Origin of the sequence: Nostoc sp., assembly GCF_036917235.1 — a bacterium.
GTDB lineage: Bacteria > Cyanobacteriota > Cyanobacteriia > Cyanobacteriales > Nostocaceae > Nostoc.
On the sequence record NZ_JBALDU010000114.1, the window covers coordinates 152039 to 178680 of the forward strand.

The 26642-nt window shown below is 41.5% G+C and carries 18 protein-coding genes and 1 pseudogene; 10 read left to right on the forward strand and 9 right to left on the reverse strand.

Translation table 11 applies throughout. The annotated features are described in order from the left end of the window. Positions 1 to 29 precede the first annotated feature (29 nt). The 3 genes from V7K44_RS32875 (at position 30) to V7K44_RS32885 (ending at position 3522) form a co-directional block, all read left to right on the forward strand. The gene (locus tag V7K44_RS32875) at positions 30 to 1925 is read left to right on the forward strand and encodes a sensor histidine kinase (protein ID WP_334938324.1); all 1896 of its coding nucleotides are present in this window, start codon (positions 30 to 32) and stop codon (positions 1923 to 1925) included. A 157-nt stretch (positions 1926 to 2082) separates the two neighbouring features. Continuing rightward, positions 2083 to 2721 (forward strand): Uma2 family endonuclease, encoded by a 639-nt coding sequence (locus tag V7K44_RS32880; RefSeq protein WP_334938252.1) that lies wholly within the window; start codon positions 2083 to 2085, stop codon positions 2719 to 2721. 36 nt (positions 2722 to 2757) lie between these two features. After that, entirely contained in the window at positions 2758 to 3522 is a 765-nt protein-coding gene (locus tag V7K44_RS32885) for a Uma2 family endonuclease (RefSeq protein ID WP_334938254.1), read from the forward strand. 83 nt (positions 3523 to 3605) lie between these two features. Here V7K44_RS32885 and V7K44_RS32890 read toward each other — a convergent pair whose 3' ends face one another. From V7K44_RS32890 to V7K44_RS32905, 4 genes are all read right to left on the reverse strand, one after another. Next, complete coding sequence (locus V7K44_RS32890) at positions 3606 to 6167, reverse strand: caspase, EACC1-associated type (protein ID WP_334938256.1); 2562 nt, start codon at positions 6165 to 6167, stop codon at positions 3606 to 3608. A 30-nt stretch (positions 6168 to 6197) separates the two neighbouring features. Next, positions 6198 to 6575, reverse strand: a complete 378-nt coding sequence (locus V7K44_RS32895; RefSeq protein WP_334938258.1) for a hypothetical protein — start codon at positions 6573 to 6575, stop codon at positions 6198 to 6200. Between the two features lie 417 nt (positions 6576 to 6992). Then, positions 6993 to 8678 carry a dihydroxy-acid dehydratase gene (gene ilvD / locus V7K44_RS32900; protein WP_334938260.1) on the reverse strand — a complete coding sequence of 562 codons (1686 nt, stop codon included), beginning with the start codon at positions 8676 to 8678 and terminating at the stop codon, positions 6993 to 6995. A gap of 528 nt (positions 8679 to 9206) precedes the next feature. Beyond that, positions 9207 to 9875, reverse strand: coding sequence for a calcium-binding protein (locus V7K44_RS32905; RefSeq protein WP_334938262.1), 669 nt, complete (start codon positions 9873 to 9875; stop codon positions 9207 to 9209). A 737-nt stretch (positions 9876 to 10612) separates the two neighbouring features. Between V7K44_RS32905 and V7K44_RS32910 the strand changes: the two genes are divergently transcribed. Further along, on the forward strand, positions 10613 to 10918 hold the full coding sequence (locus V7K44_RS32910; RefSeq protein WP_334938264.1) for a hypothetical protein: 306 nt from the start codon (positions 10613 to 10615) through the stop codon (positions 10916 to 10918). 223 nt (positions 10919 to 11141) lie between these two features. Here V7K44_RS32910 and V7K44_RS32915 read toward each other — a convergent pair whose 3' ends face one another. From V7K44_RS32915 to V7K44_RS32925, 3 genes are all read right to left on the reverse strand, one after another. Beyond that, positions 11142 to 11840, reverse strand: a complete 699-nt coding sequence (locus tag V7K44_RS32915) for a calcium-binding protein (protein WP_334938266.1) — start codon at positions 11838 to 11840, stop codon at positions 11142 to 11144. Between the two features lie 935 nt (positions 11841 to 12775). Further along, entirely contained in the window at positions 12776 to 14257 is a 1482-nt protein-coding gene (locus V7K44_RS32920; protein ID WP_334938268.1) for a calcium-binding protein, read from the reverse strand. Between the two features lie 599 nt (positions 14258 to 14856). Beyond that, positions 14857 to 17979 carry an MFS transporter gene (locus tag V7K44_RS32925; RefSeq protein ID WP_334938270.1) on the reverse strand — a complete coding sequence of 1041 codons (3123 nt, stop codon included), beginning with the start codon at positions 17977 to 17979 and terminating at the stop codon, positions 14857 to 14859. A 537-nt stretch (positions 17980 to 18516) separates the two neighbouring features. On the opposite strand from V7K44_RS32925, the gene V7K44_RS32930 reads away from it, so the two are divergent. The 4 genes from V7K44_RS32930 to V7K44_RS32945 all read left to right on the forward strand — a co-directional run bounded on the left by V7K44_RS32930 (position 18517) and on the right by V7K44_RS32945 (position 21761). Beyond that, positions 18517 to 19797 carry a histidine kinase gene (locus V7K44_RS32930; RefSeq protein ID WP_334938272.1) on the forward strand — a complete coding sequence of 427 codons (1281 nt, stop codon included), beginning with the start codon at positions 18517 to 18519 and terminating at the stop codon, positions 19795 to 19797. Positions 19798 to 19929: 132 nt separating this feature from the next. Next, positions 19930 to 20391 carry a BON domain-containing protein gene (locus tag V7K44_RS32935; RefSeq protein ID WP_334938274.1) on the forward strand — a complete coding sequence of 154 codons (462 nt, stop codon included), beginning with the start codon at positions 19930 to 19932 and terminating at the stop codon, positions 20389 to 20391. Positions 20392 to 20576: 185 nt separating this feature from the next. Beyond that, a complete protein-coding gene (locus tag V7K44_RS32940) occupies positions 20577 to 21011 on the forward strand; it encodes a CAAD domain-containing protein (RefSeq protein ID WP_334938276.1) in 435 nt (144 codons plus the stop codon). Between the two features lie 342 nt (positions 21012 to 21353). Then, positions 21354 to 21761, forward strand: a complete 408-nt coding sequence (locus tag V7K44_RS32945; protein WP_334938278.1) for a hypothetical protein — start codon at positions 21354 to 21356, stop codon at positions 21759 to 21761. 573 nt (positions 21762 to 22334) lie between these two features. Here the strand turns inward: V7K44_RS32945 and V7K44_RS32950 are convergent. Together V7K44_RS32950 and V7K44_RS32955 are read right to left on the reverse strand one after the other, a co-directional pair. Further along, complete coding sequence (locus V7K44_RS32950; RefSeq protein ID WP_334938280.1) at positions 22335 to 23882, reverse strand: metallophosphoesterase family protein; 1548 nt, start codon at positions 23880 to 23882, stop codon at positions 22335 to 22337. 136 nt (positions 23883 to 24018) lie between these two features. Further along, a complete protein-coding gene (locus V7K44_RS32955) occupies positions 24019 to 24990 on the reverse strand; it encodes a YegS/Rv2252/BmrU family lipid kinase (protein ID WP_334938282.1) in 972 nt (323 codons plus the stop codon). Between the two features lie 353 nt (positions 24991 to 25343). Here V7K44_RS32955 and V7K44_RS33335 point away from each other — a divergent pair. Both V7K44_RS33335 and V7K44_RS32960 read left to right on the forward strand, forming a co-directional pair. Continuing rightward, positions 25344 to 25484 (forward strand): annotated as a pseudogene (locus V7K44_RS33335) (phycobilisome rod-core linker polypeptide); the annotation flags it as partial. Positions 25485 to 25841: 357 nt separating this feature from the next. Then, on the forward strand, positions 25842 to 26579 hold the full coding sequence (locus tag V7K44_RS32960; protein ID WP_334938284.1) for a phycobilisome rod-core linker polypeptide: 738 nt from the start codon (positions 25842 to 25844) through the stop codon (positions 26577 to 26579). Positions 26580 to 26642: the final 63 nt, after the last annotated feature.

The window sequence follows — 26642 nt, forward strand, 5'->3', positions numbered from 1 at the left end:
TTTAAATTTTAACTTGGAGTAAAGCTATGATGATTCTTAAATTGCAGAAAGTATGGTTGAAAATTAATCCCCGATGGACTGCCAAAATCAACAAAAACTACTATTCTTTGAAAAAGCGATCGCGAAACTTACTATTGTTATCAATTGTAGTGATTCTGTCCATTAGCATTAGCGCCACAGCTATCACTAGTTACAAGATTGTTAAGGGGTTATTGCTCGATAGTCTCAAAGAACAAGCACTGTTAAAAACACGGCAAGGTCAGGATGATATCGATAACTGGCTAGCCATTCGGAAGACAGAAATTAAGACTTTGGCAAATTCTGTTGTGGTGCGATCGCTAGATTGGTCTGTGATGGAACCTTACTTGCAATCTGAGGTGAAGCGGCTGCAACCGTTTTTGCTCATCGCGTTTGCTATACCGGATGGTTCATTAATTAATACTCAAGGAGGTGCTCCAAATGTTAAAGACCGAGAATTTTTTCAGCGGAGTATGGCGGGTGACACGGTAGCTGCCGATCCAATTATTGGACGTACAAGCAATCAGTTACAAATTCAGATTAGTTCGCCGATTCCTGCCGAAAGAGGTACAAAGCCAGCAGGTGTTTTAATGGGAGGAATTCCAATTAATCGGGTAGTTGAGGTCATCAGCAATTTACATCAAGGCAAGGATAGCTATGCCTTTGCGCTTAATTCTCAAGGAGTTCCCATCGCCCATCCCAACACGGAACTAATTGGCACACCCGAAAAAGCTGCCAAGAGTTTTCTGAACTCGCGCAATCCCAGATTAGTTGAAATTAGTCAAAAAATGGTAGCTAAACGCACAAATATTGAATTGGTTCAACTGGATGGTAAGTGGAGTTATGTTGCTTACACTCCCCTGAGAGAGGCAAATTGGTCAGTAGCGTTAATTGTGCCAAAAGAAAATATTGAATCGCCATTACAGGCGTTGAACCTGTTGGCTGCCGTTTTGGGAGGATTGCTGGTGGTTGGGTTAATCGGTGCATGGCGACAGGTGCAGCTATATGAACAGATTCGCGATCGCGCCTTTGTTTCTAGCCAGCAAGCGCAACAACTCAGCAAAACCCTGAAAGAATTGCAAAATACCCAAGCTCAACTCATCCACACCGAAAAAATGTCTAGCCTGGGACAATTGGTTGCTGGGGTGGCACATGAAATCAATAATCCTGCCAATTTTATTCATGCCAATCTCAATCATGCTAGCGTTTACAGCCAAGATATCCTCGATTTGCTCAAGCTTTATCAACAAACCTACCCAAATCCTACACCCGAAATTAGCGATCGCGCCCAAGACCTTGATATTGAGTTTCTGGCAGAAGATTTACCCAAATTAATGGCATCGATGCAAGTGGGAACCAAACGTATTCGTCAAATTGTGCTGTCGCTGCGTAATTTCTCGCGCCTTGATGAAGCAGACATGAAATTTGTAGACATTAATGAAGGATTAGACAACACTCTGATGATTCTGAATCATCGCCTGACAGCCACGCCTAATCAACCAGAAATTCACATCCTTAAGAAATATGGTGATTTACCTCTAGTAGAATGCTATGCAGGGCAACTAAATCAGGTGTTTATGAATGTTCTAGTGAATGCAATTGATGCTGTAGAAGAGTCATTCTTACTAAAGAATGAAGGACAAATTCGCATTCAGACTGAACTCACTGATGAAAAACAAGTGATTATTCAGATTTCCGATAATGGTATTGGGATGTCAGAAGAGGTAAAACAACGAGTATTTGACTATATGTTCACTACTAAACCTGTGGGTAAAGGAATCGGATTAGGAATGGCGATCGCTTATCAAATTGTTGTAGATAAACATCGAGGAACTATTGAAATTGATTCTATACCAGGATGTGGTACAGAGTTTACCATCTGTATTCCTTCAACAAGTAAAAAATAAAAATTAGTTACAATATTGTAATAGCCTAAAAATTATATCAAGGATTTATTTTGACTAATTTTTCACTTATAATCCGAGATAATATACTTTAAAAAAGTTAATTTGTAAATTAAATCTACTATATACAATTATTATGACATCAACTCTCTGAGGTAATATGCTTTTAAAACTGCAACAAATTATTGTAAAACCTGGTCAACAAATGTTGCTTCAAGATATTAGTTGGAAACAATTAGAAAATATTTTAGAAGAAATGGGAGAAAGGCGTGCTGCACGTATTTCTTATAGTCATGGTTGGTTAGAAATTATGGTTCCCCTACCAGAACACGAAAAAGATAAAGAACTTATTGGTGATTTAGTTAAAATCTTGTTAGAAATACTCCAAATTGATTTTGAGCCTTTCGGTTCTACAACTCTTAAAAATGAGCGAATGCGGCAAGCAGTAGAACCAGATACCAGTTTTTATATTAAAAATCAAGCTGCTGTAATTGGGAAAAATTGCATAGATTTAAATATAGACCCACCACCAGATTTAGCAATCGAAATTGATATTACTTCTCGCACTAGATTTGATAATTATGAAATTTTGGGAGTTCCTGAACTTTGGCGACATACACAACAAGGTTTAGAAATTTCGATTCTACAAGAGGGAAAATATATTAAATCTCAATCTAGTCCTAATTTTCCTAATATCCCAATTGTTGAATTAGTCAATGAATATGTTCAGCAGTGTTTAACAATTGGTAGAAGTCAAGCTATGCGTAATTTTCGGGGTTGGGTGAAGAATAATTTATGATAGAAATCTAAGGCTTTCTGAGAAAGGCGATCGCTCATGACTACCGAAAACAACCCAAGAGCAATTCTAGACTGGGAACACCCTACACCGCCTACAGATTTAATTTTTGATGACGGAGAACCCTTGGAATCAAATCGCCACCGTATTGCCATGAATGTGTTGATTCGGTCATTGCAGCAAGCTTGGGCTGACCGGAATGATTTTTTTACTGGTGGCAATATGTTTATTTATTACAGCAGCGCCCAAGTACCTAACCAGGATTTCCGTGGCCCCGATTTCTTTGCTGTTCTGAATGTGGATGGGACTAATTCTCGTCAAGGTTGGGTAGTATGGGAAGAAAACGGTCGTTATCCTGATGTGATTGTAGAATTAATGTCACCATCTACAGCCAAAATAGATAAGACTGTTAAGAAAGACCTTTACGAACAAACTTTTCATACTTCAGATTATTTTGTCTATGATCCCTTTGACCCGAATTCTTTGCAAGGGTGGCATTTAGATAATAATCAGCAATATCAATCTTTGACACCAAATGAGCGTGGTTGGTTGTGGTGTCAAAAGTTAGGTTTATGGTTGGGAACGTATGAAGGAACAATAGACAGAGAAACGGCGGTATGGTTGCGGTTTTACGATGTAGCTGGCAATTTGGTTTTGTTACCAGAGGAGGCTGCTGCGGAACAAGCACAAGCCGCAGTTGCACAAGCAGAAGTTGCTGCTATACGAGAAGAAGCGGCTGCTGCACAGGCGGCTCGTTTAGCGGCTAGATTGAGAGAATTGGGGGAAAATCCAGATATGTTGTGAGAAATTTTGGCTTTTTTGATGAATTTATCGAGTTGTTATAAATAAAAAACTGAGTGCGATCGCTATTAAATAAAGCTGCAAAACTAAGGTTGAATCGGCACAAATTCATATTTATCAGTGCCAGGTTTTTGTTGAACTTTGACTAGAAAGATGGGATTGTCTTTGCGATCGCCTGATTCTGAAAACTGAATCTTTCCTGTCGCACCATCAACTGAGAATTTTGGATTGTGCAACACATTCTGCAATTCATTGCGCTTGTTAGTTTGCCGCAAACCTTTGACGATCGTCAAAGTAGCATCATAAGTCGTCGCCGTTCGCCAATTCACTGTTCCACCCCAAAGTTTCAGAGCATTCTGCTCAAAGGGATTACCAGGAAATGCTTGAGGACGCCAAGGGACAGCCAGTATCATACCATCAACATCGGCTTTCCCCTCCTCTAGAATTTGTTGCGTGTACAGTCCAGGATTGCTAAATAGTGCTAACTGACCTTTATTAGCTTGCGCCACCGCTAGACCTTTCTTTCTTTCATCTATGGGGAAAGTTAATAACAAACCGTCTGCACCAGTTTTTATAGCTTGAGAAATGACTACAGAGGGATCAAGATTGGAAGCAGAAACATTACACTTTGTGGGATTAATTTTGCCACCAGCTTTCTTTATTACTTCTTTAAACTCATCCTTGAGCGATGTATTATCAGTACTTGTATAAGATACACAAACAAGAATATTGGTTTTACGAGCATACTTAATAGCGTAATTAGATAGCTGTTCTGCCACTAAGCGACTACTGATACTAGTGCGAAATACATTTTCGTATCGACTCTCATTCAATTTTTGATCGGAACTAGTGGGAGATATCATGACTAAATCATTTCCGCTCTGGAAATACAGATTGGCAGCATTCTTGAAAGCAAGAGTAGCGTTGGGTCCCACAACAGCTAAAATGTTGTTATCTTCTTTAACAAACTGTCTAGCAATATTTGAAGCTATATCTGGCTCATTACCATCATTAGCGATCGCTACCTCCAATAACTTGCTATTGATACCGCCGCTACTATTCACCTCGTCTTGAACCTGAGCTACACCACGTAGCATTTCTTTTGACAAATCTGGATTATTATCAATGGGTACGCTCACAGCAATTTTGAGCCTATCTCCTTGCTGACGAGCTTTAGCATTATTCAAATAAATCAATGCTTCTGGATCTGTACGATCTTTACGATTAGCTTGACGGGATGACTCGAATTTCTTAATAGCAGTTGAACAATCACTGTTGTAAAATGCTTTCACTCCAGCTTCTTTATCTGGGTTCGTATCTTGTTTTAATAAAATTTCTTCACCCAAGCTAATTCTGTCATTCAAACTATACGTCTCTTTATTAGCACAAAAATTTACTGGAGTCTGAACTATCGATTGAGGCGGATTTGAGGTTCGGGGCAGTAAAAAAAAGTAGACTAAATTACCACCAATAAATACTCCAATTACTCCGATGATGCTGGCTCCCACATATTGTAGAAAATTGCTATTTTGGAGAAGTGAAGGTGGAAAAACTACTGGAGGTGCGATAAGTGGCTGTTCTACAATTATCGGAGCTTCGATTAGGGCTATATCTTCATCCCTGAGTCCCAATGCTTGCTGAAGACGTTTCAAATTAGTGCGAGTTTTATCACTGGGAGGAAACCCAAGTTTAATCTCATTGCGGAACGCCTGTTCATATCGCTGCAATTTTTTCTTGTAGACTTCCACAGGTGCTAAAACCTTAGTTTCAATTGCAGCAGCCTCCTCAGATGTTAGTTCCAGTTCCTCTTGTAGTCCTTCCAATGCAGCGCGACCTGTAAAAGAAATCTCACCGTTACCACTCTCTACCCAATACTCAACTTCTCGACGATATTTGAGCTTAGGATCATCTATAGGTGCTTTAGCAATATTGATTTTATAGCCTTCTTTGATGGCATATATCTCCGGTTTCATTGCAGGAGTAGCTTCTTGTACTGCTTTGGTGGCATATTCATGCAATTCATCAACAGAGATCCAACCATCTTCATCCCGATCTGCTGCACCAGTCTGCAACCCCTCAACTATGTAGCGAGTGTAAGTTGAGGTATCTGCCCCTTGCTGTTCAAAAGAATATTGGGTTGAAGTCGAAGATGTGAGAACAGCCCGTCCTTCTCCACCTAATTGGTTCTTGATATCCACAAAACCATTATCTTTAGCTGCCATGCCCTCGGCAAAGGCCCCACTAAAGCAACAATCAAGAATCACTACTTGGTGTTTAGAGCGGCTATTGGTCATGAACTTATGCACAGAACTAGCTGCTACTGCCGTTGTCTCAATAAGTTTCCCCTGTAAATTTTTACGGGTGTTGCGAGTAGCAAAGTAAAGCTTACCGCTCTCATCTTTAATTCCATGACCAGAGAAAAATAACAGCACGAGGTCATCTTTTTGACGACCATCAAACAAAGTTTCAATAGCTTCCTCCATTGCTTGTCGTTGAAGATTTATCAGCGGTGTTACGCGATCAAAACCGCCAATCTCTGGGTTCTGCAAAACTTGCTGCATTGCGTCAACATCTTTTATTGTCGCTGGCAATGGAGTAAGACCAGGCTCATACTCACTGACTCCTATTAGAAGTGCTACTTTCACCATCTTGTTATTCTTCTTTACTGCTGGAATTTCTTAGTTACCTGCGATAAACTTTTGAGCTTGTTCAATAGCGGCGTTTAACTCTTCCTGACTGCTAGCTTTCACCTTAAGTTTCTTACCATTAGCCTCAACTTCCAATTCAATGGTTTTGTTACCCAAGCGATCGCCTAAAAATCCCAGTAATTTCTTAAAATTGGCAAGGCTCACCTCTGCCTGCAACACCCCTACCAGAAAACCGCCAACAGACTTGGCTCCTTCGGGTATTTCTGTAACTGCTACGAGTTCAGCACTTTCAACATCTAAGTCTTTGATTTCTCGCAGCAGATTCCGTGCTTCTCGTTCTTGCTCCTCTGCATCTAAGTCTGGATTACTAAGAGCGATCGTCAGTTTGACGTTAGATTCAGAACTCATTTTGTACCCTTTTAGGTTTTTTAGCAGTTGATGGTCAATAGTATTTCTGTAGTATATCGATTGACATTACATCTTCTATGTAAATTTCCTGAAACTTTTTCAAGATTTTTCCAAAAACTCATGAAATTCAGGTAAAAATCTGGTATAAACACAGAACATCCCTCTTCGATAGCTTCAAAACTTAGAGGCAATCAACAGTATTTCATTTGACAAGTTGTTTCGATACAGCAATTTGTTTTACTACGCTTGCGATCGCAAAGTAAGTTACGAGTTTGTCCTTGCAACTTCTTTAGAAGCGATCGCTAAATCAAACTATTACAGGACGACGTAAATCCAGCGACCATCTCAAATAACCAGACAAGGGGCTTAAGCCCCTTGTTAAAGGTAGGCAAACTTGCGCCACAGTTGTCAGGTTAATTAAAATAAGTCCAAATCTGTCACAGCACCAATACTGCTAGAAGACACCAATTTGGCATATTTCGCTAACACGCCTTTAGTGTAACGCGGAGCCGGAGGTTGCCAGTTAGCACGACGACGAGCCAATTCTTCTTCAGATACATTCAACTGCAATAAACGAGCGGGTGCATCAATAGTAATACTATCGCCTTCTTCTACAAGGGCGATCGCCCCACCAACTGCGGCTTCTGGTGCAACATGACCAACTACCATGCCGTAAGTACCGCCAGAAAAACGTCCGTCGGTAATTAATGCCACCGCATCACCCAATCCAGCCCCGATAATTGCTGAGGTGGGAGCCAACATTTCTCGCATTCCAGGGCCACCTTTAGGCCCTTCGTAGCGGATTATGAGAATATCACCAGCTTGAATCTTACCAGCCAAAATAGCATCTAAAGAGGCTTCTTCTGATTCAAATACCCGTGCAGGCCCAGTAATTACTGGTTTTTTCACCCCAGTAATTTTGGCGACAGCCCCTTCCGTTGCCAAATTACCTCTGAGGATGGCTAAATGTCCTTGAGGATACATCGGGTTATTCCAAGTCCGAATCACATCTTGATTGGCTGATGGTTCTTCTGGTATGTCTGCTAATATCTCTGCAATGGTTTGACCGCTGATAGTGAGGCTATCACTGTGTAATAAATCATGCACAAGTAACATCTTCATTACTTGCGGAATGCCGCCAGCTTTGTGCAAATCTGTAGCAACATATTTACCACTTGGTTTTAGATCGCACAAAACGGGAACGCGGGCGCGGATGGTTTCAAAGTCGTCTATAGTTAAATCTACCTCAGCGGCACGGGCGATCGCTAAAAAGTGCAACACTGCATTGGTCGAACCACCGACTGCCATAATCACAGAGATGGCATTCTCTATTGATTTACGGGTGATAATTTGACGAGGCAAGATTTGTTTACGAATGGCTTCGACTAAAATGAATGCTGATTTTTCCGTGCTGTCGGCTTTTTCGGCATCTTCTGCCGCCATTGTCGAAGAATAGGGTAAACTCATCCCCATCGCTTCAAATGCTGAAGACATGGTGTTAGCTGTGAACATTCCCCCACAGGAACCAGCACCCGGACAAGCTCGACCTTCAACCTCTAATAATTCCTTTTCGTCAATTTTTCCAGCACTGTATTGACCAACAGCTTCAAAAGAACTGACAACAGTTAAATCGCGTCCGTTGTAATGACCGGGTTTAATTGTGCCACCGTAAACGAATATTGCAGGGATATTCATTCGGGCCATTGCAATCATTGCCCCTGGCATATTTTTATCACAACCGCCAATAGCTAGCACACCATCCATACTTTGTCCAGTACAGGCAGTTTCAATGGAATCGGCAATCACTTCCCGCGACACTAGGGAATATTTCATCCCTTCAGTTCCCATCGAAATCCCATCGCTAATGGTAATTGTGCCAAACATTTGTGGCATAGCTCCGGCGGTTTTAATCCCAACCTCTGCCCTTTGTGCCAGTTGATTTATCCCCATATTACAGGGAGTGATCGTGCTGTAGCCATTGGCAATGCCCACAATGGCTTTATTGAAATCTTCATCTTTAAAACCAACTGCACGCAGCATAGCTCGATTAGGCGATCGCTGCACTCCTTGCGTCACAATTTGGCTTCTCAAATTCTCCGACATCTTTTTTCCTTCCGTGCCATTATCGCAACAGTTGCGATTGTATTACCTGATGATTTTCTCATGCCTGGGCGGTGCGATCGAATATGAGTAATTATCTATGTTTCACCGTGTCTTTTGGTCAGCCCTAATTAGAATAAATCTTCATCTAAGCGTTTGTATCAAATAGGGATGATTCTTGTGTGTTAGGCATCTAGAGTGCCGGAAATACTAGAGATAGCAATACGAATTTAAATATGAAAAAAAGTCATTGCCCCAAGCTGAGGCTCTGACTTTCCACGTTTATAGCTTAGTATATTGATGTTGATTCCGGTGCAAAGCTGAAGATACTCTAACTTTGCACTAGAGTTATTCTTCAAAATTATATCTGCCTTGAAAATAGTGACTAGGGGCTGAGGACTGGGAAAGAGATGTTTTCAAATCTCTAGTGCTTTTTGCCTTCTCCCTTGGCGCTAGCCTCTCCTTTTGGGAGAAGGGAAGACGCTAAAAGCGATCTGCCTCCTGCCTTATTTTCAAGGCAGGAATATTACATTAAAGAATGAAGTCACTTGACACTACTTGTGGTGCTCCTATAAGCCGAATTTGAAACTCAGCCGACCGATCCCCATCAGTGCTACCTTCGAGAATACCTCCTGAATAACGGATTTGGCCGGGTGCGGAGAATTGGGCACTTCCAATGAAAGTGAAAGCTTGGTTGCCCCCAATAGTGGAGTTGGCATCGATAGTAGATATATCAATTCGATCGCCTGGCAAATTACCATTTCCACGAAAGTCAGTTATTAAGTCACGTGACGAAAGTGGAGTATCAGAAATTGAGTTGTACTTGAAAATATCATTACCCGATCCTCCAGTGAGAATATCATTCCCACTACCGCCAGTCAGGATATCATCCCCATCACCGCCGATGAGATTATCACTCCCAGTACCGCCAAAGAGAATATCTTTGCCAGTACCGCCATTGAGCCTATCGTTGCCACCACCACCGTTAAGAGTATCGTTACCAGCACCACCAAAGAGGCTATCATTGCCACCACCACCGTTAAGGAGACTGTTGCCACTACCACCTATAAGGGTACTGTTGCCACCACTAACATTAACGATATCGCTCTGACCATTATTGCTACTACTGCTACTGCTATGACTACTAGAGCTGGCACTAACACTGCCGCTACCGTAGGAAATTGATATTGAAGTTGTCATTGATGAATTTCTCCTAAACTTAGAGGGGAAAAAAATTACGTCTTTACTTCCCCATTATAAAACGGCATTGCTGATTAAGAGTATGAATTTGATTTCCTTGAAATGCATAAAGTAAACAATTTCAAACATGGAATTTGGGAATTCCATACTTTCATTCAGCAATGCCGACAAAACGAGGTAAAAATATCAAGAGTGGCAATATCTTCTTGAATAAACCTAATTGGAACAGGTCTTTACTATTAAGTCTGAATATTTGAGAATATTTGAGAATATTTGAGAAGTACTAGATGTATTTGATGATGTTTACATCAAAATTGTACGAAAAATCATCTGATGTCCTTGTAGCTTATGTTTTCAGTTGTTTCAGTTGGAAAATACTAAGGAATAAGTAGATTTTTACCTACGTAATTATATAGACTTGCAGACATTGCCACTGTGTTTATAATAACAATAATATAGTATTACCCTGAAGCAGACTTTTTTAGAAATAGAAAAAAGAATAATTAACTTTTTTTTATTCTCTGTCCAGAATAAAATGAAAACCTTTGTACAGATAGAGTTGGCTTTGCATATTGGTATTTGTTTAATGGTTTCTGTAGTTATGTATAACAAATAATTGCCAAATAAGTTAAAAGCTTTGTTAGACGCATGAGACGAAGAAAAGCCTAAAGATTTGTGTAGCTTGAATTCGTTTCCAGTCTTAAGACTGGAAATATATTTTGAGAGAACTGCTGCCTATGGTAAAGCCACTGGAGGCAGAGCCTTACAGGATCGAGGCTGTATTTGAACTGAGTGCCATTGCCTTGTTAGATCAGTGCGTAGGCGTAGCCCGCACTTCTCTACGAGACGCTCCGCGAACCGCTGCGCTCAGTGACCGTCGTAGACATCGCGCACCCCTAGCGTTACAATTTGGCTATTCTGGCATTATCACAACTTTTGCGATTGTATTAACAGATTTTCTCATGCATACGCAGCACGATCAAACCTTGGCAAACATTGGTAATTTTTTATTTTTTAGATGTACTTCTGTTAGGTGCAGTTGATATGAACAACTTTGTTAGTATTTAACTGTGCTTGACTACAGCAATATCATTCTTGAAAGGTTAAAGCCTACTGGATTTTCTCACAATTGGAGTATGTTTTGCTTTGCACCTAAATTATTCTTCAATATTAGACTTTTTGCATAAATCACAAATAAGAACCCCACTCCTAAGCGCTTGCTCTTAGAAGTAGGGTGTTGAGCGCTTTTGCAAGAGATGTATTAGATTAGAGGATGATGTCGCTTGCTATTAGTGGTGGTGCTCCTGTCAGTCCAATCTCAAACTCAGGCGACAGATCCCCATCAATGTTAGCTTGAAGAGTACCTCCTGAATAACGAACCTGACGGGCTGCTGAGAATGCGCCAGCACCAATGAAAATAAAGGCTTGGTTGCCCGCTACACTGGAGTTAGCATCAATCGTAGATAGATCGATTTGATCGCCTGTAAAGATACCGTTTCCAACGAAGTCAGCGATAATATCTCGTGATAAACCAGTCGGACTATCTGAAACTAAGTTGAAATCAAAAATATCGTTGCCAGCACCGCCAAGAAGAGAATCAGTGCCAGCACCGCCAGTGAGGATGTCGCCACCAGCACCGCCATTTAGGGTATCGTTGCCAGCATTACCGTTAAGGATATCACTGCCAGCACCGCCATTTAGGATATCGTCGCCAGCATTACCGTTAAGGGTATCGCTGCCGACATTACCGTTGAGGATATCGCTGCCAGCACCCCCATTTAGACTATCGTCGCCGGCATTGCCGTTAAGGATATCGCTACCAGCACCCCCATTTAAGATATCGTTGCCGGCATTGCCGTTAAGGATATCGCTGCCAGCACCCCCATTTAGGGCAGGGCGAAAGATTAGTGGGGAACCGTTGATGGTATTGTTGTCATTAAAAATGGTACCGTTGATAATTGCCATTAGTAAGTTTCTCCTGAACTTAGAGGGTAAAAAATAACCTCGTCACTTTCCCATCAGAAAACGGTGTTGCTGATTAAGAGTATGAATTTGGTTTCCCCCAAAGGTGTAAAGGAAACAGTTTCAAAGATTGAATTTTTAAATTTCACACTGTCATTCAGCAACGCCGAGAAAACAAGGCAAAGAAATAACGAGTGGGAATAGATAACTGAACTACAACTGATTTGAACAGGTCTTTGCTGTTAAGTTTGAAGATTTGACAAGCACTAGATGTATTGATGATGTTGGCATCAAAATTATGCCAAGAGTAATGTGATGTCCTTAATCTTTACTAGTTGCAGTAGTAGGATGGTATGAAACAAGCTGATTTCCTCCTACAGAAGCGCATAGCTTTTAGAACGTTTTGATTTTAGCCACAATCACAAGACTATACTATTACTTTCAAGCCTAGTTTTTCCTATCTATAAGAAAGAGTAATTAGCCCTTTTTTATTCCTCTCGCTAAAGCAAAATCTGAAACCTTTGTTCAGATAGGGTTGGTTTTGGTTTTTGAGATTTATTAGGTGATTTATTAGGTGATTTATCTAGTTATGTATAAGGAAGTAAGTGTCTATAATTTAAAAGCCTTGTTAACCAGTGCGTAGGCGTAGCCCGCACTTCTCTACGAGACGCTCTGCGAAGGGCTGCGCTCAGTGACCATCGTAGACATCGCGACATCCCTTGCGTTACAATATGCCTTCTCAAATTCTCTGATATCTTTTTCATTGGGTGGCAGTTGGCAACTGTTGCGATTGTATTACCTGATTTTCTGATGTAGACGCGGCGCAATTATAATAACTATAAACTATCAGAAAGGCAAGCTAAACTTATCTTTATTTGCGACTATTCAATTATCAAAATTCTGCATTCTGCCTTATTTTAAAGGCAGATAATATTAAATTAAAGGATAATGTCGCTTTCCACTAGTTGTGGCGCTCTTGTAAGCCGAATTTCAAACTCAGCCGACAGATCGCCATCAGTACTACCTTGGAGAATACCTCCTGAATAACGGATTTGACCGATTGCAGAGAATGCACGACTCCCGATGAAAGTGAAGGCTTGATTGCCCTCTTTGGTGGAGTTGGCGTCGATGGTAGATAGATCGATTTGATCCCCTGCAAGGATGCCGTTTCCCACAAAATCAGCGATCGCATCCTGTAACAAACCAGGTTGACTCTCGGAAACGAAGTTGAAATCGAAAACATCGTTACCCAATCCTCCAGTGAGAACATCAGTTCCACCAACACCAGTGAGGATACCACCGTTACCAAAATCACCGCTAATCGTATCATTGCCAGATCCGCCAACAAGGTTGTCGTTGCCTAATCCACCAACAAGGCTATCGTCACCAGATCCGCCGTTAATCTTATCGTCGCCAGATCCGCCGTTAATCTTATCGTTGCCAGATCCGCTGTCAATCTTATCGTTGCCAGATCCAGTATTAATGATATCGTCGTCAGATCCGCCGTCAATCGTATTGTTACCATCACCGGCGTTAATCGTATCGTTGCCAAATCCGCCAACAATTGTATCGTCGCCAAATCCGGTGTTAATGCGATCGTTGCCAGATACACCGTTAATTATATTGTTCCCGGCTCCGGCGTTAATTGTATCGTTGCCAGAACCGCCGTTAATCGTATCGTTGTTAGATCCGGCGTCAATCTTATCGTCGCCAGATCCGCCGTCAATCCTATTGTTTCCAGAACCGCCGTTAATCGTGTCGTTGCCAGATCCGCCTTCAATCCTATCGTTGCCAGATCCGGTGTTAATTATATCGTTGTCCGCTTTGCCGTCAATCGTATTGTTGCCAGAACCGGCGTTAATCGTATCGTTGCCAAATCCACCGTCAATTGTATCGTCGCCAGATCCAGTATTAATCGTATCGTTGCCAGAAACACCGTTAATTATATTGTTCCCCACTCCGGCGTTAATCGTATCGTTGCCAGAACCAGCGTTAATCGTATCGTTGCCAGAACCAGCGTCAATCTTATCGTCGCCAGCTCCGCCGTCAATCCGATCGTTGCCAGATACGCCGTTAATTGTATCGTTGCCAGATCCGGCTTGAATGCGATCGTTGCCATTACCACCTTGAATCTTATCGTCACCGTCAAATCCGCCGTCAATCGTATTGTTGCCAGATCCGCCGTCAATTATATCGTTGCCTCTTCCCCCGTCAATAGTATCGCTGCCAGATCCGCCCAGAAGGCTATCATTACCGTTTCCGCCGTTAATTCTATCGTCGCCAGAACCACCATTAATTGTATCGTTGCCAGATCCGCCCCTAATCGTATCGTTACCATCAAATCCATTGATGATATAAGGGAGAATAGAAGAAGGAATACCAAGAGTGTCAGGCTGATTAGTACCGTTAATGGTTGGCATAGTGAATTTATCCTGAATTTAGAGGGTAAAAAATTACTTCGTCACTTCCCCAGTGGAGAAATAACGAGTGAGAAGATATAACAAATTAGACCTGATTAGAACAGGTCTTTGCTGTTAAGTCTAAAGATTTGAGAAACACTGGATCTATTGATGATATTGGCATCAAAATAGATTGTGCCAAGAGTCATGTTATGTCCTTGTATCTGATGACTTCCCAGTTTCTAGCAGTAATCTACTAACAAATAAGCAGATCATCTCCTATGCAATTGCATAGGTTTTAGGACATTTTTACGGGATTCAGAATAATAAGAGTATGATACTACCTCAAGCTTACTTTTTTCTATCTTTAAGAAATAATAATTAACTCTTTTTTATTATTCTTGCTATAACGAAATATGAAATATTTTTTCAGATAGAGTTTTTTGATATATCATTCAGGGGAAAAAGGCTTTTCCGATTTTTGCACAGATGCGGTAATCATAAGTAATTAACGGGACTTGATATCACTATACTTTTTTGATTTATTAAAAAAGTGGCATTCATTTATAAAGACTGAATGCCACTTTGTATTTCTCAAAATTTCTGATGACGGAGATATTTTACCCAGGTAGAGTTATCCCAGTCACAGCGATCGCACCTGCGATCGCACTGGCACAAAGAGAAGTAATCGCTGTGCCAAATATCCACCACGCAGCGTTTGCAACGGTTTTCTTGGTTTCTTCGGCTTGCTTTTTAGCTTGCTCTTGAATCGCTTTCAGGCGTTTTTGAGTTTCTTTCTGGATGCGTTCGGCTCGTTGTAATACGCCATCCCGCGCCGATTCTATTTGGTTAATAATGCCGTTAGCATCGGCTTCGGAAATATCTTCACGAGAACTCAATACAGCAACTAAGGTGTCACGATCGAATTCACTGAGGCGATCGCGCAAGGCTTCAAATCCGGCTTGGGGATCGTCGAACACTTTTGCAAAGTCTTGCTTAATGCCTTCATAGTTGAGTTCGGAACGATTCAGGGAGTTGAGATAGTTGCGGACTTTCGCAAAAACTCCATCTAGCACTGATTGCACTCTCTGCTGAATCTGCTGGAATTGTTCGACAATTGAGCTGCGAACAGAATCAATTTGATCGACAATTCGGTTAGCTTCCTCTTCTGAGATATCCTCACGTTGGGATAATAACGCCACAATTGTCGAACGGTCAAATTTTGAGGCGCGATCGCTTAAACTCCCAATTCCAGCGCGGGGAGAAGACAGCAGCAATTGTAAATCGCGTTTGATTCCTTCGGGGTTGAGTTCTTCTTTGTTGGTATTACGCAGATATTCTTCGAGATTAGCTTCAAAATCTAAAGCTTGTTGAGTGGTGCGCTTGGCTAAACGTCGTGGCGCTCTCAGAATATCACCAATGGCATCTTGAGCGCGATCGATGATCTGATTAACTTGCTCTTGGCTCAAGTCACCGCGTTGACTCACGAGTTTAACTAAGGTTTCTCGATCGACATTAGATAAGCGATCGCGCAGTGCTAAGGCTCCAGCTTGAGGATCGTCGAGTAATTTCTCCAAATCGGCTTTGATACCTTCTGGATTAAGTTCTTCCAAGTTGGTATTGCGGAGATATTCAGCGATCGCTTTTGTAGTTTTTTCGTACTGTTCTTTCGCCTGTTGCGGTACTTGCAAAATACTATCTCGGACTGCTTCAAGTTGATCGAGAGTTTCGTTTACCTGTTCCTCACTCAAATCTTGACGCTGACTAAGCAATTGTACTAGTGTATCGCGGTCAAATTGCGATAGGCGCGATTGTAAAAGACTAATTCCGGCTTGGGGATCGTCTAGTAAAACTCTAAACTCACGTTTGATCGCTTCGGGATTGAGTTCGTCTTTATTAGTATTCCGCAGATATTCTTCAACTCTTTGGCGCAGTTCATCGGCTTTAGCCTTTGCTTGTTCTTGCAATTCCCTAGCACCATTCAAGAGATTGTCGCGGTTGCGTTCGAGTTGACTAACAATATTATTAGCTTCCTCTTCGCTGATATCTTGACGCTGTTGGAGCAATTGTACAAAAGTATCGCGGTCAAATTGCCCGAAGCGGCTACTTAAATCTTCAAAACCAGCTTGTGGATCGTCTAGCAACTTGTCAAAGTCTCGTTCAATACCTTCGGGATTGAGTTCGTCTTTACCCGTCGAACGCAGATAATCTTCAATACGGTTGCGGAAATCTTGCCCTTTTTCGCGAGTTTGAGCCTGTTTGACAGTTTCTAAAACTTCCAGGCGATCGCTTTCCATTTGTTCGGAAATTTCTTTCACCCTAGCTTCGCTAATATCACCGCGCTGCTTCAACAAGTTGCTGAAATATTCTTGATTAATTTCTTCCAACTCTCGTCTCACAGTTGTCGGATCTGCATTTACGTCATAGATGACTTCTTTAAATTCATCTACTAAGGTAATTCGGTTAAAGTGCCAAGGGAACGAATGCAATATGTAGTCTTTTACATCTGCCTTAATTGCATTTTCCAGTGATATGGGTAATTTTGCAGATACTTGCTCAGTTGCCTGTTCTCTAAACTTTTGAAATTGTTCTGTAACTTGCTCGACATCGACATCTTGAACTTTTTCTTTCAGTTTTTGCAACTGAGTTGTAATTTTGTTCACATCGATATTAGAAAGGTTTACCCGTTCCAGAACTGCTGGCGCAGCTGCACTTAAGCCATACCTAATAGCTTGCTTGATTACACCATTGCCATTACCGCCTCCGATTGTAACCAGTTCTTGAAGCCGTTCACCTAATTGCTCAGAATTAAGTTCTTCAGGAGTAGCGGACTTGAGTAAATTAATTACTTGTTCTGTGGGATTTTTGCGATTTAAAGCTTGTTGCCATGCACCTTCAAATTGGTCAGTAATATTATTGATATCTTCTTTAGATAAATCGCCACGGCTGCTAATTAAGTCAAAAAATGTTTGGCGATTAACGTTTTGCAATAGGTCGCTATTAGCAACAGATTGTAAATCTGTATCCTTAAAAAGTTGGTCAAATTGACTCCGAATTTCTTTGATATCCAGCTTTGGCAATTGCAGAGAACCTAAAGAACTTTGGAGGGTATTTTTAATACTTTCAGAATCAAAACCTGAAGTTAATTCCCGCCGGACTGCGGCTGTAATATCTTCAGCAGTAGAAATTAACTGTTTTTTTGCAGTATTCGCACCGATGCCAGCAGTTGCCGTGCCCATCAGAGTTTGAAAACCAGAAGTAACAGTATTAGATATAGAACCAATTAAAGAACCTACTGCTGATGAACCCAACCAAATTACTAGTGAAAAATAGGTAGACCAAATGACTACACCAATAATTGCTCCTAAAAATGCGCTTTCAATTAGGCTAAGTTTTACTGCTAAAAAACAAGCAATAAATAACGCGATGCTAACGGTTATTAATGCCCAAGCACCAACTTTTGCTTGACCTTTACGAATTGTCTTACCCAAACCTTCAGACTCATCATCAGAATCGGAGCCAATTTCCCAAGATGAAATTCCGACAGCGACTGAAAAGTTTGTCAACAACAATTGAAAGGCAAATGCCATCAAAACCCCAGCTAGCAGTGCCACCAACAATTTAGGCCCAGAAAAAACAACTGACGCTTCTTCTGGAGTTAGTACTTCCTGAGCTAAAGTTATGGGCGCTAATCCAAAAGATAGCCAATTCCATTCAAAAAGAGTTAAAACACCTTGAAACATAGGACTTTCCCACTTCTACTCAATTAAATATCCATTTATAAAATGGCTTATTTATCAGCTTAATTATTATTTATTTAAGCTGGCACTTTCTTAAGTAATAGGTTGGTTGTCCAAAAGTCGTATTTAAAATAAATAAATATTTATCTTGTCTCTTAATAAAAACTTATGATTTAGTTAATATTTTTTCTCAAAGAAAATTTATTAGGCGAAGGTAAATCTCAGAAAACTGTATATAACGATATACCAAGTTATGAGCGGGTGAGTTATGGTAGCAAATGTTAGAAATTAACATTTCTTGGTATCAATTTTCTCAATAGAATTGATACCAGAGATAATTGTTATAAAAACTTTAGAAAATAAAATATATTTTCTACTTAAGATTTAGTTACTAACTTTAGATAAAGCCACCTATATCTAATGATAGAGATAAAATTTCTTCCAAGCGATTGATGAAAACGAAATAGAAATATGTATTAATAAGGATTACTACGAGCTATGAATTAGTAAATAATTTATTTTTGCTGAGGAGAAAGAATAATGGTAGTAGGTGTACATAAACGTGCTGTAGGTGTATTTTCTCATCGCCGAGATGTTGAACATGCTCTACATGAATTAAAAAAAGTTGGTTTTGATATGAACAGAGTTTCTGTCATTACCCAAGATGGGGACAGAGACGATATTGCTGGTGCAGATGTGAGCGATCGCGTTGGCGATCAATCTGACGAAGGTGCTAAAGTCGGAGCAGCTACAGGCGGTGCTTTGGGCGGATTGGCTGGCTTATTAGTCGGTCTTGGCACTTTAGCAATTCCTGGAATCGGGCCAATTATGTTGGCTGGAGCCGCAGCAACTACCTTAGCTACAACTCTCGCTGGCGCTGGTATTGGTGCAGTAGCTGGTAGTTTGCTTGGTGCATTAATTGGTTTAGGAATTCCTGAAGAACGGGCTAAAGTTTACGACGAACGTGTTAAACGAGGACACTATTTAGTCATTCTTGATGGTACAGAGGCAGAAATCCACAGAGCAGAAGCAATTTTAAATCATCAGGGTGTGGAAGAGTTTGGCATTTACGACCACCCAGATGCGACAAATGCAACCACTGGTTATGTAACTCCAACTCCGGCTGCGGGTTATAGTGGTGTTGCGAAACGCGCGATCGGGGTATTTTCTCATCGTCGAGATGCTGAAGTCGCAATTACAGAATTACGAGATGCAGGTTTTTCGTTGAATCAAGTCTCCATCATTGCCAAAGATACAGACGGTCATGGGATCGGTGGTGTAGGTGTAGACAAAAATGTTGGTACTGGTAATAAAGCAGACGATGGTGCAAAAACTGGAGCAGCTACAGGTGGTCTTTTAGGCGGCTTGACTGGCTTATTAGTTGGACTTGGAACTCTAGCAATTCCTGGAATCGGGCCCGTAATTGCAGGTGGTGCAGTTGCAACCACTTTGGCAACAACATTAACTGGTGGTGCGATCGGTGCAGCAGCAGGGAGTATTGTCGGCGCACTTGTTGGCTTGGGAATTCCCGAAGACAGGGCGCGAGTATATAGCGATCGCTTCCAAAAAGGTGACTACTTAGTAATTCTCGATGGTACAGACGCTGAAATCCACCAAGCTGAAGCGATTCTCAAACGTCGAGGTATTGAAGAATTTGCAATCTATGATGCCACTGAAATTAGTGAATATCGTCCAGGTTCCGACCGAGTAACGCATAATGACGCAGCAGTAGTCGATCCCATTCGCCCCAATTACTCAACAGAGACTAATAGAAACGATCCTGCTGTAGTTATTGTCGATCGTCGTGATGAAGTACTTTAACCTAAAGTAGTTTTCACTCGCACAAAATTGCAGGAGCAATAATTTTAAAACTTTGCTCCTGACTAAAAAACTTGCTCCTCACTTTTGCCGTAAATATCAATAGATTTCACTTTCTGATTCAGAATTAAACCAATGAAAAAGCTAACCCCCTTCGTAATTAGTTGCCTTTTAGTGTTTGGTGTTGCTGCTTGTGATAACGCTTCTAAAACAAGTGAATCTGCACCCAACAATCCTAATGAGGCTCCCCAAACACCAACTGCAAAAACAACAGAAGCTTCTCAACAAGACGCACAAAGTGAAGTTCGTAGAAAGCAAGCTAATTCTGATATCCGCGCCCGCGAACAGCGCAATAATACTACGGGTGGCGATACACAGCGAGCCAAAGGTGACTTAGCAAGTGAAGTTCGCTCTAAGTTGGAGGTTAATATACCAAAGAGCCAACTAACAGTTAATGCCGCAGATGGTGGGATTGTGACTGTCTCAGGAACTGTCACCAATCAGCAGGAGTTGGCTAAAATTGAAAAATTAGCTAAGGAAATTAAAGGTGTCACCAGTGTAGTTGTGAAAGCAACAGTTGCCACAACAAAGAACTAAGGCATAATAACAAATCCAAGTGAGTAGGTAGGCGTAAAGATATTTAAATGCTCCTGCTCGGTCTGAGTGGTCAGTTAAAATTATTACTGACCACTAATAATTGATAACTGACGACCTTGAATAACTATATTTATTGATGCTCAGTTCAGTTATACAAAGTCTTGTAGTTACCAAACATAAAAACTATGGAAACCGAACAACAGCAACGTGAATCCATCAATGCTTCCTTATCACAAGGTACGCTAGCACTTGAAGGTACTGATACGGCAAACTTGCCAAAGTTACCGCCAGCCCGTGAACCTGAATCTCAATGGCAGCAAATTAGCAGACAAATTTCTCAATTTTTAGAGCAACTGCCCCAATACTTAAGTGACTTTTTTAAGGACTACAAGCAGCCTCTAATAACTGTTGCTTTAATTTTGGCGGCAATTGTTACAGCTAGGCTAGTACTAGCGGCACTAGCTGCAATCAATGATATTCCCCTACTCTCACCACTTTTTGAGTTAGTTGGAATTAGTTACACCAGTTGGTTTGTTTTCCGCTATCTACTGAAGGCTTCAACTCGGCAAGAATTAGCCGATGAAATTCAATTACTGAAAAACCAATTTGTGGGCGAGTAAATTTACTCACAATTAAATTAGGATTTACACGGGCAAATAGAATTTGCAGCTAAATAAACTCTCGTCCACCTCTGTGGGCTTGGGTAAACCCTTGTATAGTTGCGGTTTCTAATTGCCCTTTTAATGTTAGGTTGACTCAACTAAAACCCTTGTTATACCAAGAAATGTAAATCAACAGTATTTAACCGTATTCCATTTTAGTCTTTTGGATACATCAAAAGATAGAGAACATAACATTATTTTAATTTTAAGTCACTTCTCAAGATAGTAGCTCAGAGAGAAAAAACAGCATAATCTAGTTTTTGAAGTTATTTAATAGATTCTTTAACGAGGACATAAATTATGGCTAATGAAGCAGTTAAGAGAGATACAGATTCATCCGATCGCGCGGAAGTCGATACATACGATCGCGGCATCATCCCCGCTGAAACCGCCGCTAGAATGGAAAGAGAAGGAGATAAGTTCAAAACACGTCCCACGGAAAAACGGGAAGCAGATGCACCTACTGACGATCAAACCGATTCAGAAAGTATACGTACCACTGATGGGTATACTGTGGATAATGAAGGTTTGTCTAATAACTATGCCATAGAACCGGAAATGTATTACGAAGAACCGGGTGATGCACGTCAGCAAGCGGCAGAAGAAAGGGAACAACGTATCCAAGAACTTGGAGAAGTGAATCAGGACGAGGAAGGCAAGTTGACAGATAAGGGTGACAGCCGCGGTAGAGGCCCAGGAATAATTTAATTAACAACTCTTTTGCTGGGTGCAATTACAGGTAAGAAGGCTTAATAGGTGGTTTCTAGAGACGCAATGAGTGCGTCTCTAATTTTTTATATTTTGTCTTTAAGACCGCAGAGCGGCAGGGTTTTTACGCTTTCTGCATAGATTTGAGAATTATAACTAATTAGTCGGAGATCATATTACATATTACGTCTCTACATTTATTGTGGGGGTTGCATATTTGCGGGATGATTTTACTATTTTTGTGGGATGGGCAACATGAGCGTCCCTTGTATTTCCGGGCGGGCAGGATGCCCACCCCACAAGAATCATCCCTTAATTCAGCAACGCCTTATTGTGATACCAATTCAATTAATGATTGCAACACATCCTTGGGTAAAGACGCGACGCCAGTCGCTACAACGGGGGGAACCCCCGCAACGCGCTGGCTCATGAATCGCGTCTCTACAAATGGTCTATTTGTTGCATTCTTTTTTCCAATTAGTACGATTTGAAACTATCCCATTGGGGACTTACAACACAACAAATAAAAGACAAAGCGCTTTGGAGTTCTACGGGTTTAATACAGCAGTATTACTAGATAATCAGTGGCTCAAGTTCGCGATTATGCCATTGCCGCTGATACCATTCGGCAACCAAAGGACGGACAATAAACTTAGGCTGTCCATCGCCTTTAACGTCAATACGTAAACCTGAATAAGGTCGTCGCTTTTGAAAACCTTGACCGTTGCGACCGATGAAGAGATGCGATCGCGCCACTAACCTATTCTCCTCCATCAAATCTGCTCCCTCAATTCGCTGGCGTCGCAAACTAAACCCGCTACCGCCACAAACAATCCAGTGGATATGAGAATCAGCGTGTCCCGTATCCATTGTTTCTAGATGTTCCAAGCAGTGGGCGTGACCGTTTAATACCAAATCGACCAAAGGACGACCCTGATTTAAGGAACCGATTTCTTTAGCTACCGCATCCAACACGCCACGCAAGCGATCGCGAACGATTAGAGTTTGTGCTTGTTCCCACTTCGTCGCCTCAGTTACATAAGGAGGATGATGAAAATAAATTATCCTTCCCCGAACTTCAGGATTATTCCAAGATTCAATTAATCTTTGCTTGAGCCAATCCAGTTGTTCAATGTCAGTCAGCGTTGTTTTATTAGTAGCTAGTTGCTTATCAATATCGACAATAATTTCTTCAATTTGTGACAGCTTGGCATGAAAGTCGTCTAATTGATCGGCTTCATTAGGGTTTTCCGGGCGAAGTTTGGCTGAGGTTTCAATGATTTGCTGCTTTTCTTGCTCGAAATCTTCACGGCGTTTTTCTAAGACTTTGCGATCGGCGTTACCTTTTTTTGTTTTCGGTAGCGGTGGTGGATCGTTAAAGGTATTAGAATCCAAAGCGAAGAAATCAATACCGCCATAACGAAAAGTGTAATAGCGATTGGGAAGGCGGGTAAATTGCCCAGGTTGATAAGAAAGACAACGACCTGTATCTGTCTTGGCTGTGTAGTGCCGATCTAAGTGACTGGCTAATTCTGGAAGCTGAAGCGCCTTCAGATAGTCGAGAAATGCTTTTGCGTAAGCATCACCGCATCCTGAGCCATGCAAGCCCACATCTAGGTCTAACCGCGATCGCAACAGGTGACGAATGGGTAATGTTGTTAGGGATGCCAAGCTCAATAAAATCGGCAAGTTATAGTAATCGTGATTTCCCGGCACTGGTAAAATGGGCAGCTTAAAAACCATCTGGTCATAAGCAATCCGTTTGCGATGCTCTATGCCGGAGATAAACTCCCGATAAGGCTGAATAAAGTTTTGCTGGTAATATTCACTCGATCCCACTAAATAGATCACATCCCCCGTATGCAGCATAAACCGGGATTCGTTGTGATGGGGCAGCATCAGTTCAGCCACCTGTCGCTGAGGATTGTGTCCCCGGTGTCTGCCAGAACCACTATCACCGACAACTAAAAATGAGAACTCAGAGTTGTCTGTTTGACCATCTTCCAAAACCAGCCGAGTTTGGTCGATATCCCGTTCCACAATTAACGGATCTTGCCACCGTACCCGCTGATTCATTTTCCGAATTTTCTTAGCGATCTCTGGATCAGATACAAGTTTCAATGCAACCTACTCCTGAGTTTTCAATTAGGAATCGTGCAAGAGTCAAAGAAGAGGACAGGGGGCAAGAGCGATGAATAAAAAATTAACTCTTTCCCCCCTGCTCCCTGCTCCCTGCCCCCTGCCTTTTCCCATACCCTCATTCTTCTGCTGTATCTTTCATCTCAATAGTGAGATTAGGGAGTCCCTCTAGTTTTTCGGTAGGCTCAACTTCTTCTACTAATGGCACAAAAATTCTTAAGCCTGCTGGTACACACTTAATTTCTACAGGTGTTGTGCCTACTATTTCACCATCTAGAACAACTTTTTGTGGTGGCTCAGTCGTAATTTTAAATTGTTTCGCTCGCAGAAAACCAATATCATCCCGTTCAACGGCGTTACCTGTGGAAGCCGTTTGAAATAGATGAAACGTGGCAGCGATCGCTCCTGCCTTGTTAGTTGGAGCGACAATTGTTAAATCTAGTAACCCATCATCATAAATCAGACCTGCTGGGCCTTGAGCTAAAACAGAAGTGGGAGGCGCAGCATTTGCTACCGTGACTGCACTGGCACTAGTTTTAATTATCCTATCTTCAGTTTCTATTTCAACATCAAAGTTTTTTAAATTTCTTAATTGCTGGATTCCTGCCAAAACATAGGCCATCATCCCAAAGCGATTTTTGGCGTCTCGGTCTGCCAATTCTACAGTGTCAGCTTCAAAGCCAATACCTGCCAAAAGTACCATTGGGCGATCGTTGCAATAGGCTACGTCTACATGGGTGGTTGCTCCCTGCAAAATTGTCTGACACGCACCTGCGATCGTGTCAGGAATTCCTAAAGCTGTGGCAAAAGCGTTCGCTGTTCCTCTGGAAATGATCCCAAAGGGGATATCAGTTCCCACTACCGCCGCCGCCGCTATTGAGAGAGTACCATCCCCCCCAGAAGCAATGATTGCATCTACTCCTCGCTCTACAGCTTGATATGCCAGTTGGTCAGCATCGATTTCTTCAGTTGTAAAATGAATATCTAGATCGATCTCTGGCTCTAATATTGCCCGAATTTCTGCTAGCTCTGTATCTGGGTCGCCCTGACCCGCAACAGGATTGAAGATTAAACAGGCGGAACGATTCATAAGGTATAATAACTAAGCTTGGATAACTAATGAAGATAACAAATTATTCTTAGCATTCCTGTAAATTTTCAACTTCTCTTTTGGGGCTGAGTTTTTTAGAGATATTGAGCAAGTTCAGCACAATGTGCGATCGCATCATACACCAAGAAAAGGCAAGAATCTTTAAAACCTTCCCAAAGAAGTCTATTTTTAGCCGTCTATTTCAAAAGACTCACTCAACTGGAAGGGTGTTTGGTTAGTCGGTAGAAAAATTTAAAGCCATCATCAGAATTGTATATAGACAGGTTTTAGGAAATTCCTATATTATGGGAAGTGAGCAAATTACTGTTCTTGAGTCGTAGTTTCAGCAAAGTGAAATCAGCGATCGCAAGTTTATCCGTTTAGTAGCTAAATTTGAGTTGTATCGTTGCCTATTTTTTAGCAATTGCCATAGTTATCGGGCAATTGGATTGAATTTTAGGCATCTTTTCAGCTGCGCTCCCATCAATGCGTAAATCCAGCTAACATCTCAATTGCTTGAGCAACTTATTAAAGTTAGGCAAAGTTCCACTACAGCCTACTAGTACAATGTCTAAGTTAATCTTGAGGGTTTGTAGTAAGTACTTTAGTGCTTAGAAAATAAGGACTGAAGTCCTTACTACGAAATTAAACTTGACATACTGCTAGTCAGTTTTGCAGCAATTACAACTCAAAGGGCTAATAACTGGGGATAAGGGAGACAAGAGCAACAAATGTCCTTAAGGAGTGCTGAGTTGGGAATCTTCAGAACTCGGAACTGACTCAACGCCTCGCTAACAGAACTGTTTTGCCTCATACATAATGCCCAATCCCTTCAAATTTCTAGCTCTAATATGCCTATTCCTTTGTTAAGCTATTCCCCTTCATCTCGAAATCATCGTGTATCTGGATATGAGATTCTTGGCGACGAGCAACCTAGAATTTATACAGCCGAATATCTGCAATCATCACTAGAAATGGATGCCTTAATTAAGGCAGCCTATCGGCAGATTTTCCACGAACAACAGATGCTAGATAGCAACCGCCAAACCTGTCTAGAATCCCAACTGAGAACTGGTCAAATTACAGTCAGAGATTTCATTCGAGGATTAGCAATATCTGATGCATTTCGGCGACTCAATTACGAAAGCAACAACAATTACCGCTTTGTGCAGATATGCGTACAGCGCTTATTGGGTCGGGAGGTTTACAATGAACGTGAAAAACTAGCTTGGTCGATTGTGCTAGCTAGTAAAGGACTGCACAGGTTTATCGACGATTTGGTGGATAGTGAGGAGTACATGAGTAACTTTGGTTACAATACAGTCCCCTATCAACGGCGACGGATTTTACAGGGACACTCTTTAGGGGAATTACCTTTTGCCAGAATGGCTCGTTATGGCGAAGATTATCGCGATAAATTGCCGCTTCCCTTGACGAGAAAGCAGGTTGAGCCTTTTAATTTACAGACCTTCTTACGCAGTTCTGACAGAGATGTGGTGTTATTGCTATTAGCTTCGACGCTGGCGCTGATTGTCTTGTTTAGTTTGCTGACTACATTTGGTTATTTCCCAAAATTTGGTGGGTACTAGCTGAAACTTAAAGGTGTTGCGATTGCCATTATGAGCGATCGCAACATCCTCAATGCATAAAAA

Coding starts and splice junctions, on each gene's coding strand:
- V7K44_RS32875 (WP_334938324.1), top strand. CDS start 30: ATGATTCTTAAATTGCAGAAAGTATGGTTGAAAATTAATCCCCGATGG.
- V7K44_RS32880 (WP_334938252.1), top strand. CDS start 2,083: ATGCTTTTAAAACTGCAACAAATTATTGTAAAACCTGGTCAACAAATG.
- V7K44_RS32885 (WP_334938254.1), top strand. CDS start 2,758: ATGACTACCGAAAACAACCCAAGAGCAATTCTAGACTGGGAACACCCT.
- V7K44_RS32890 (WP_334938256.1), bottom strand. CDS start 6,167: ATGGTGAAAGTAGCACTTCTAATAGGAGTCAGTGAGTATGAGCCTGGT.
- V7K44_RS32895 (WP_334938258.1), bottom strand. CDS start 6,575: ATGAGTTCTGAATCTAACGTCAAACTGACGATCGCTCTTAGTAATCCA.
- ilvD (WP_334938260.1), bottom strand. CDS start 8,678: ATGTCGGAGAATTTGAGAAGCCAAATTGTGACGCAAGGAGTGCAGCGA.
- V7K44_RS32905 (WP_334938262.1), bottom strand. CDS start 9,875: ATGACAACTTCAATATCAATTTCCTACGGTAGCGGCAGTGTTAGTGCC.
- V7K44_RS32910 (WP_334938264.1), top strand. CDS start 10,613: ATGGTAAAGCCACTGGAGGCAGAGCCTTACAGGATCGAGGCTGTATTT.
- V7K44_RS32915 (WP_334938266.1), bottom strand. CDS start 11,840: ATGGCAATTATCAACGGTACCATTTTTAATGACAACAATACCATCAAC.
- V7K44_RS32920 (WP_334938268.1), bottom strand. CDS start 14,257: ATGCCAACCATTAACGGTACTAATCAGCCTGACACTCTTGGTATTCCT.
- V7K44_RS32925 (WP_334938270.1), bottom strand. CDS start 17,979: ATGTTTCAAGGTGTTTTAACTCTTTTTGAATGGAATTGGCTATCTTTT.
- V7K44_RS32930 (WP_334938272.1), top strand. CDS start 18,517: ATGGTAGTAGGTGTACATAAACGTGCTGTAGGTGTATTTTCTCATCGC.
- V7K44_RS32935 (WP_334938274.1), top strand. CDS start 19,930: ATGAAAAAGCTAACCCCCTTCGTAATTAGTTGCCTTTTAGTGTTTGGT.
- V7K44_RS32940 (WP_334938276.1), top strand. CDS start 20,577: ATGGAAACCGAACAACAGCAACGTGAATCCATCAATGCTTCCTTATCA.
- V7K44_RS32945 (WP_334938278.1), top strand. CDS start 21,354: ATGGCTAATGAAGCAGTTAAGAGAGATACAGATTCATCCGATCGCGCG.
- V7K44_RS32955 (WP_334938282.1), bottom strand. CDS start 24,990: ATGAATCGTTCCGCCTGTTTAATCTTCAATCCTGTTGCGGGTCAGGGC.
- V7K44_RS32960 (WP_334938284.1), top strand. CDS start 25,842: ATGCCTATTCCTTTGTTAAGCTATTCCCCTTCATCTCGAAATCATCGT.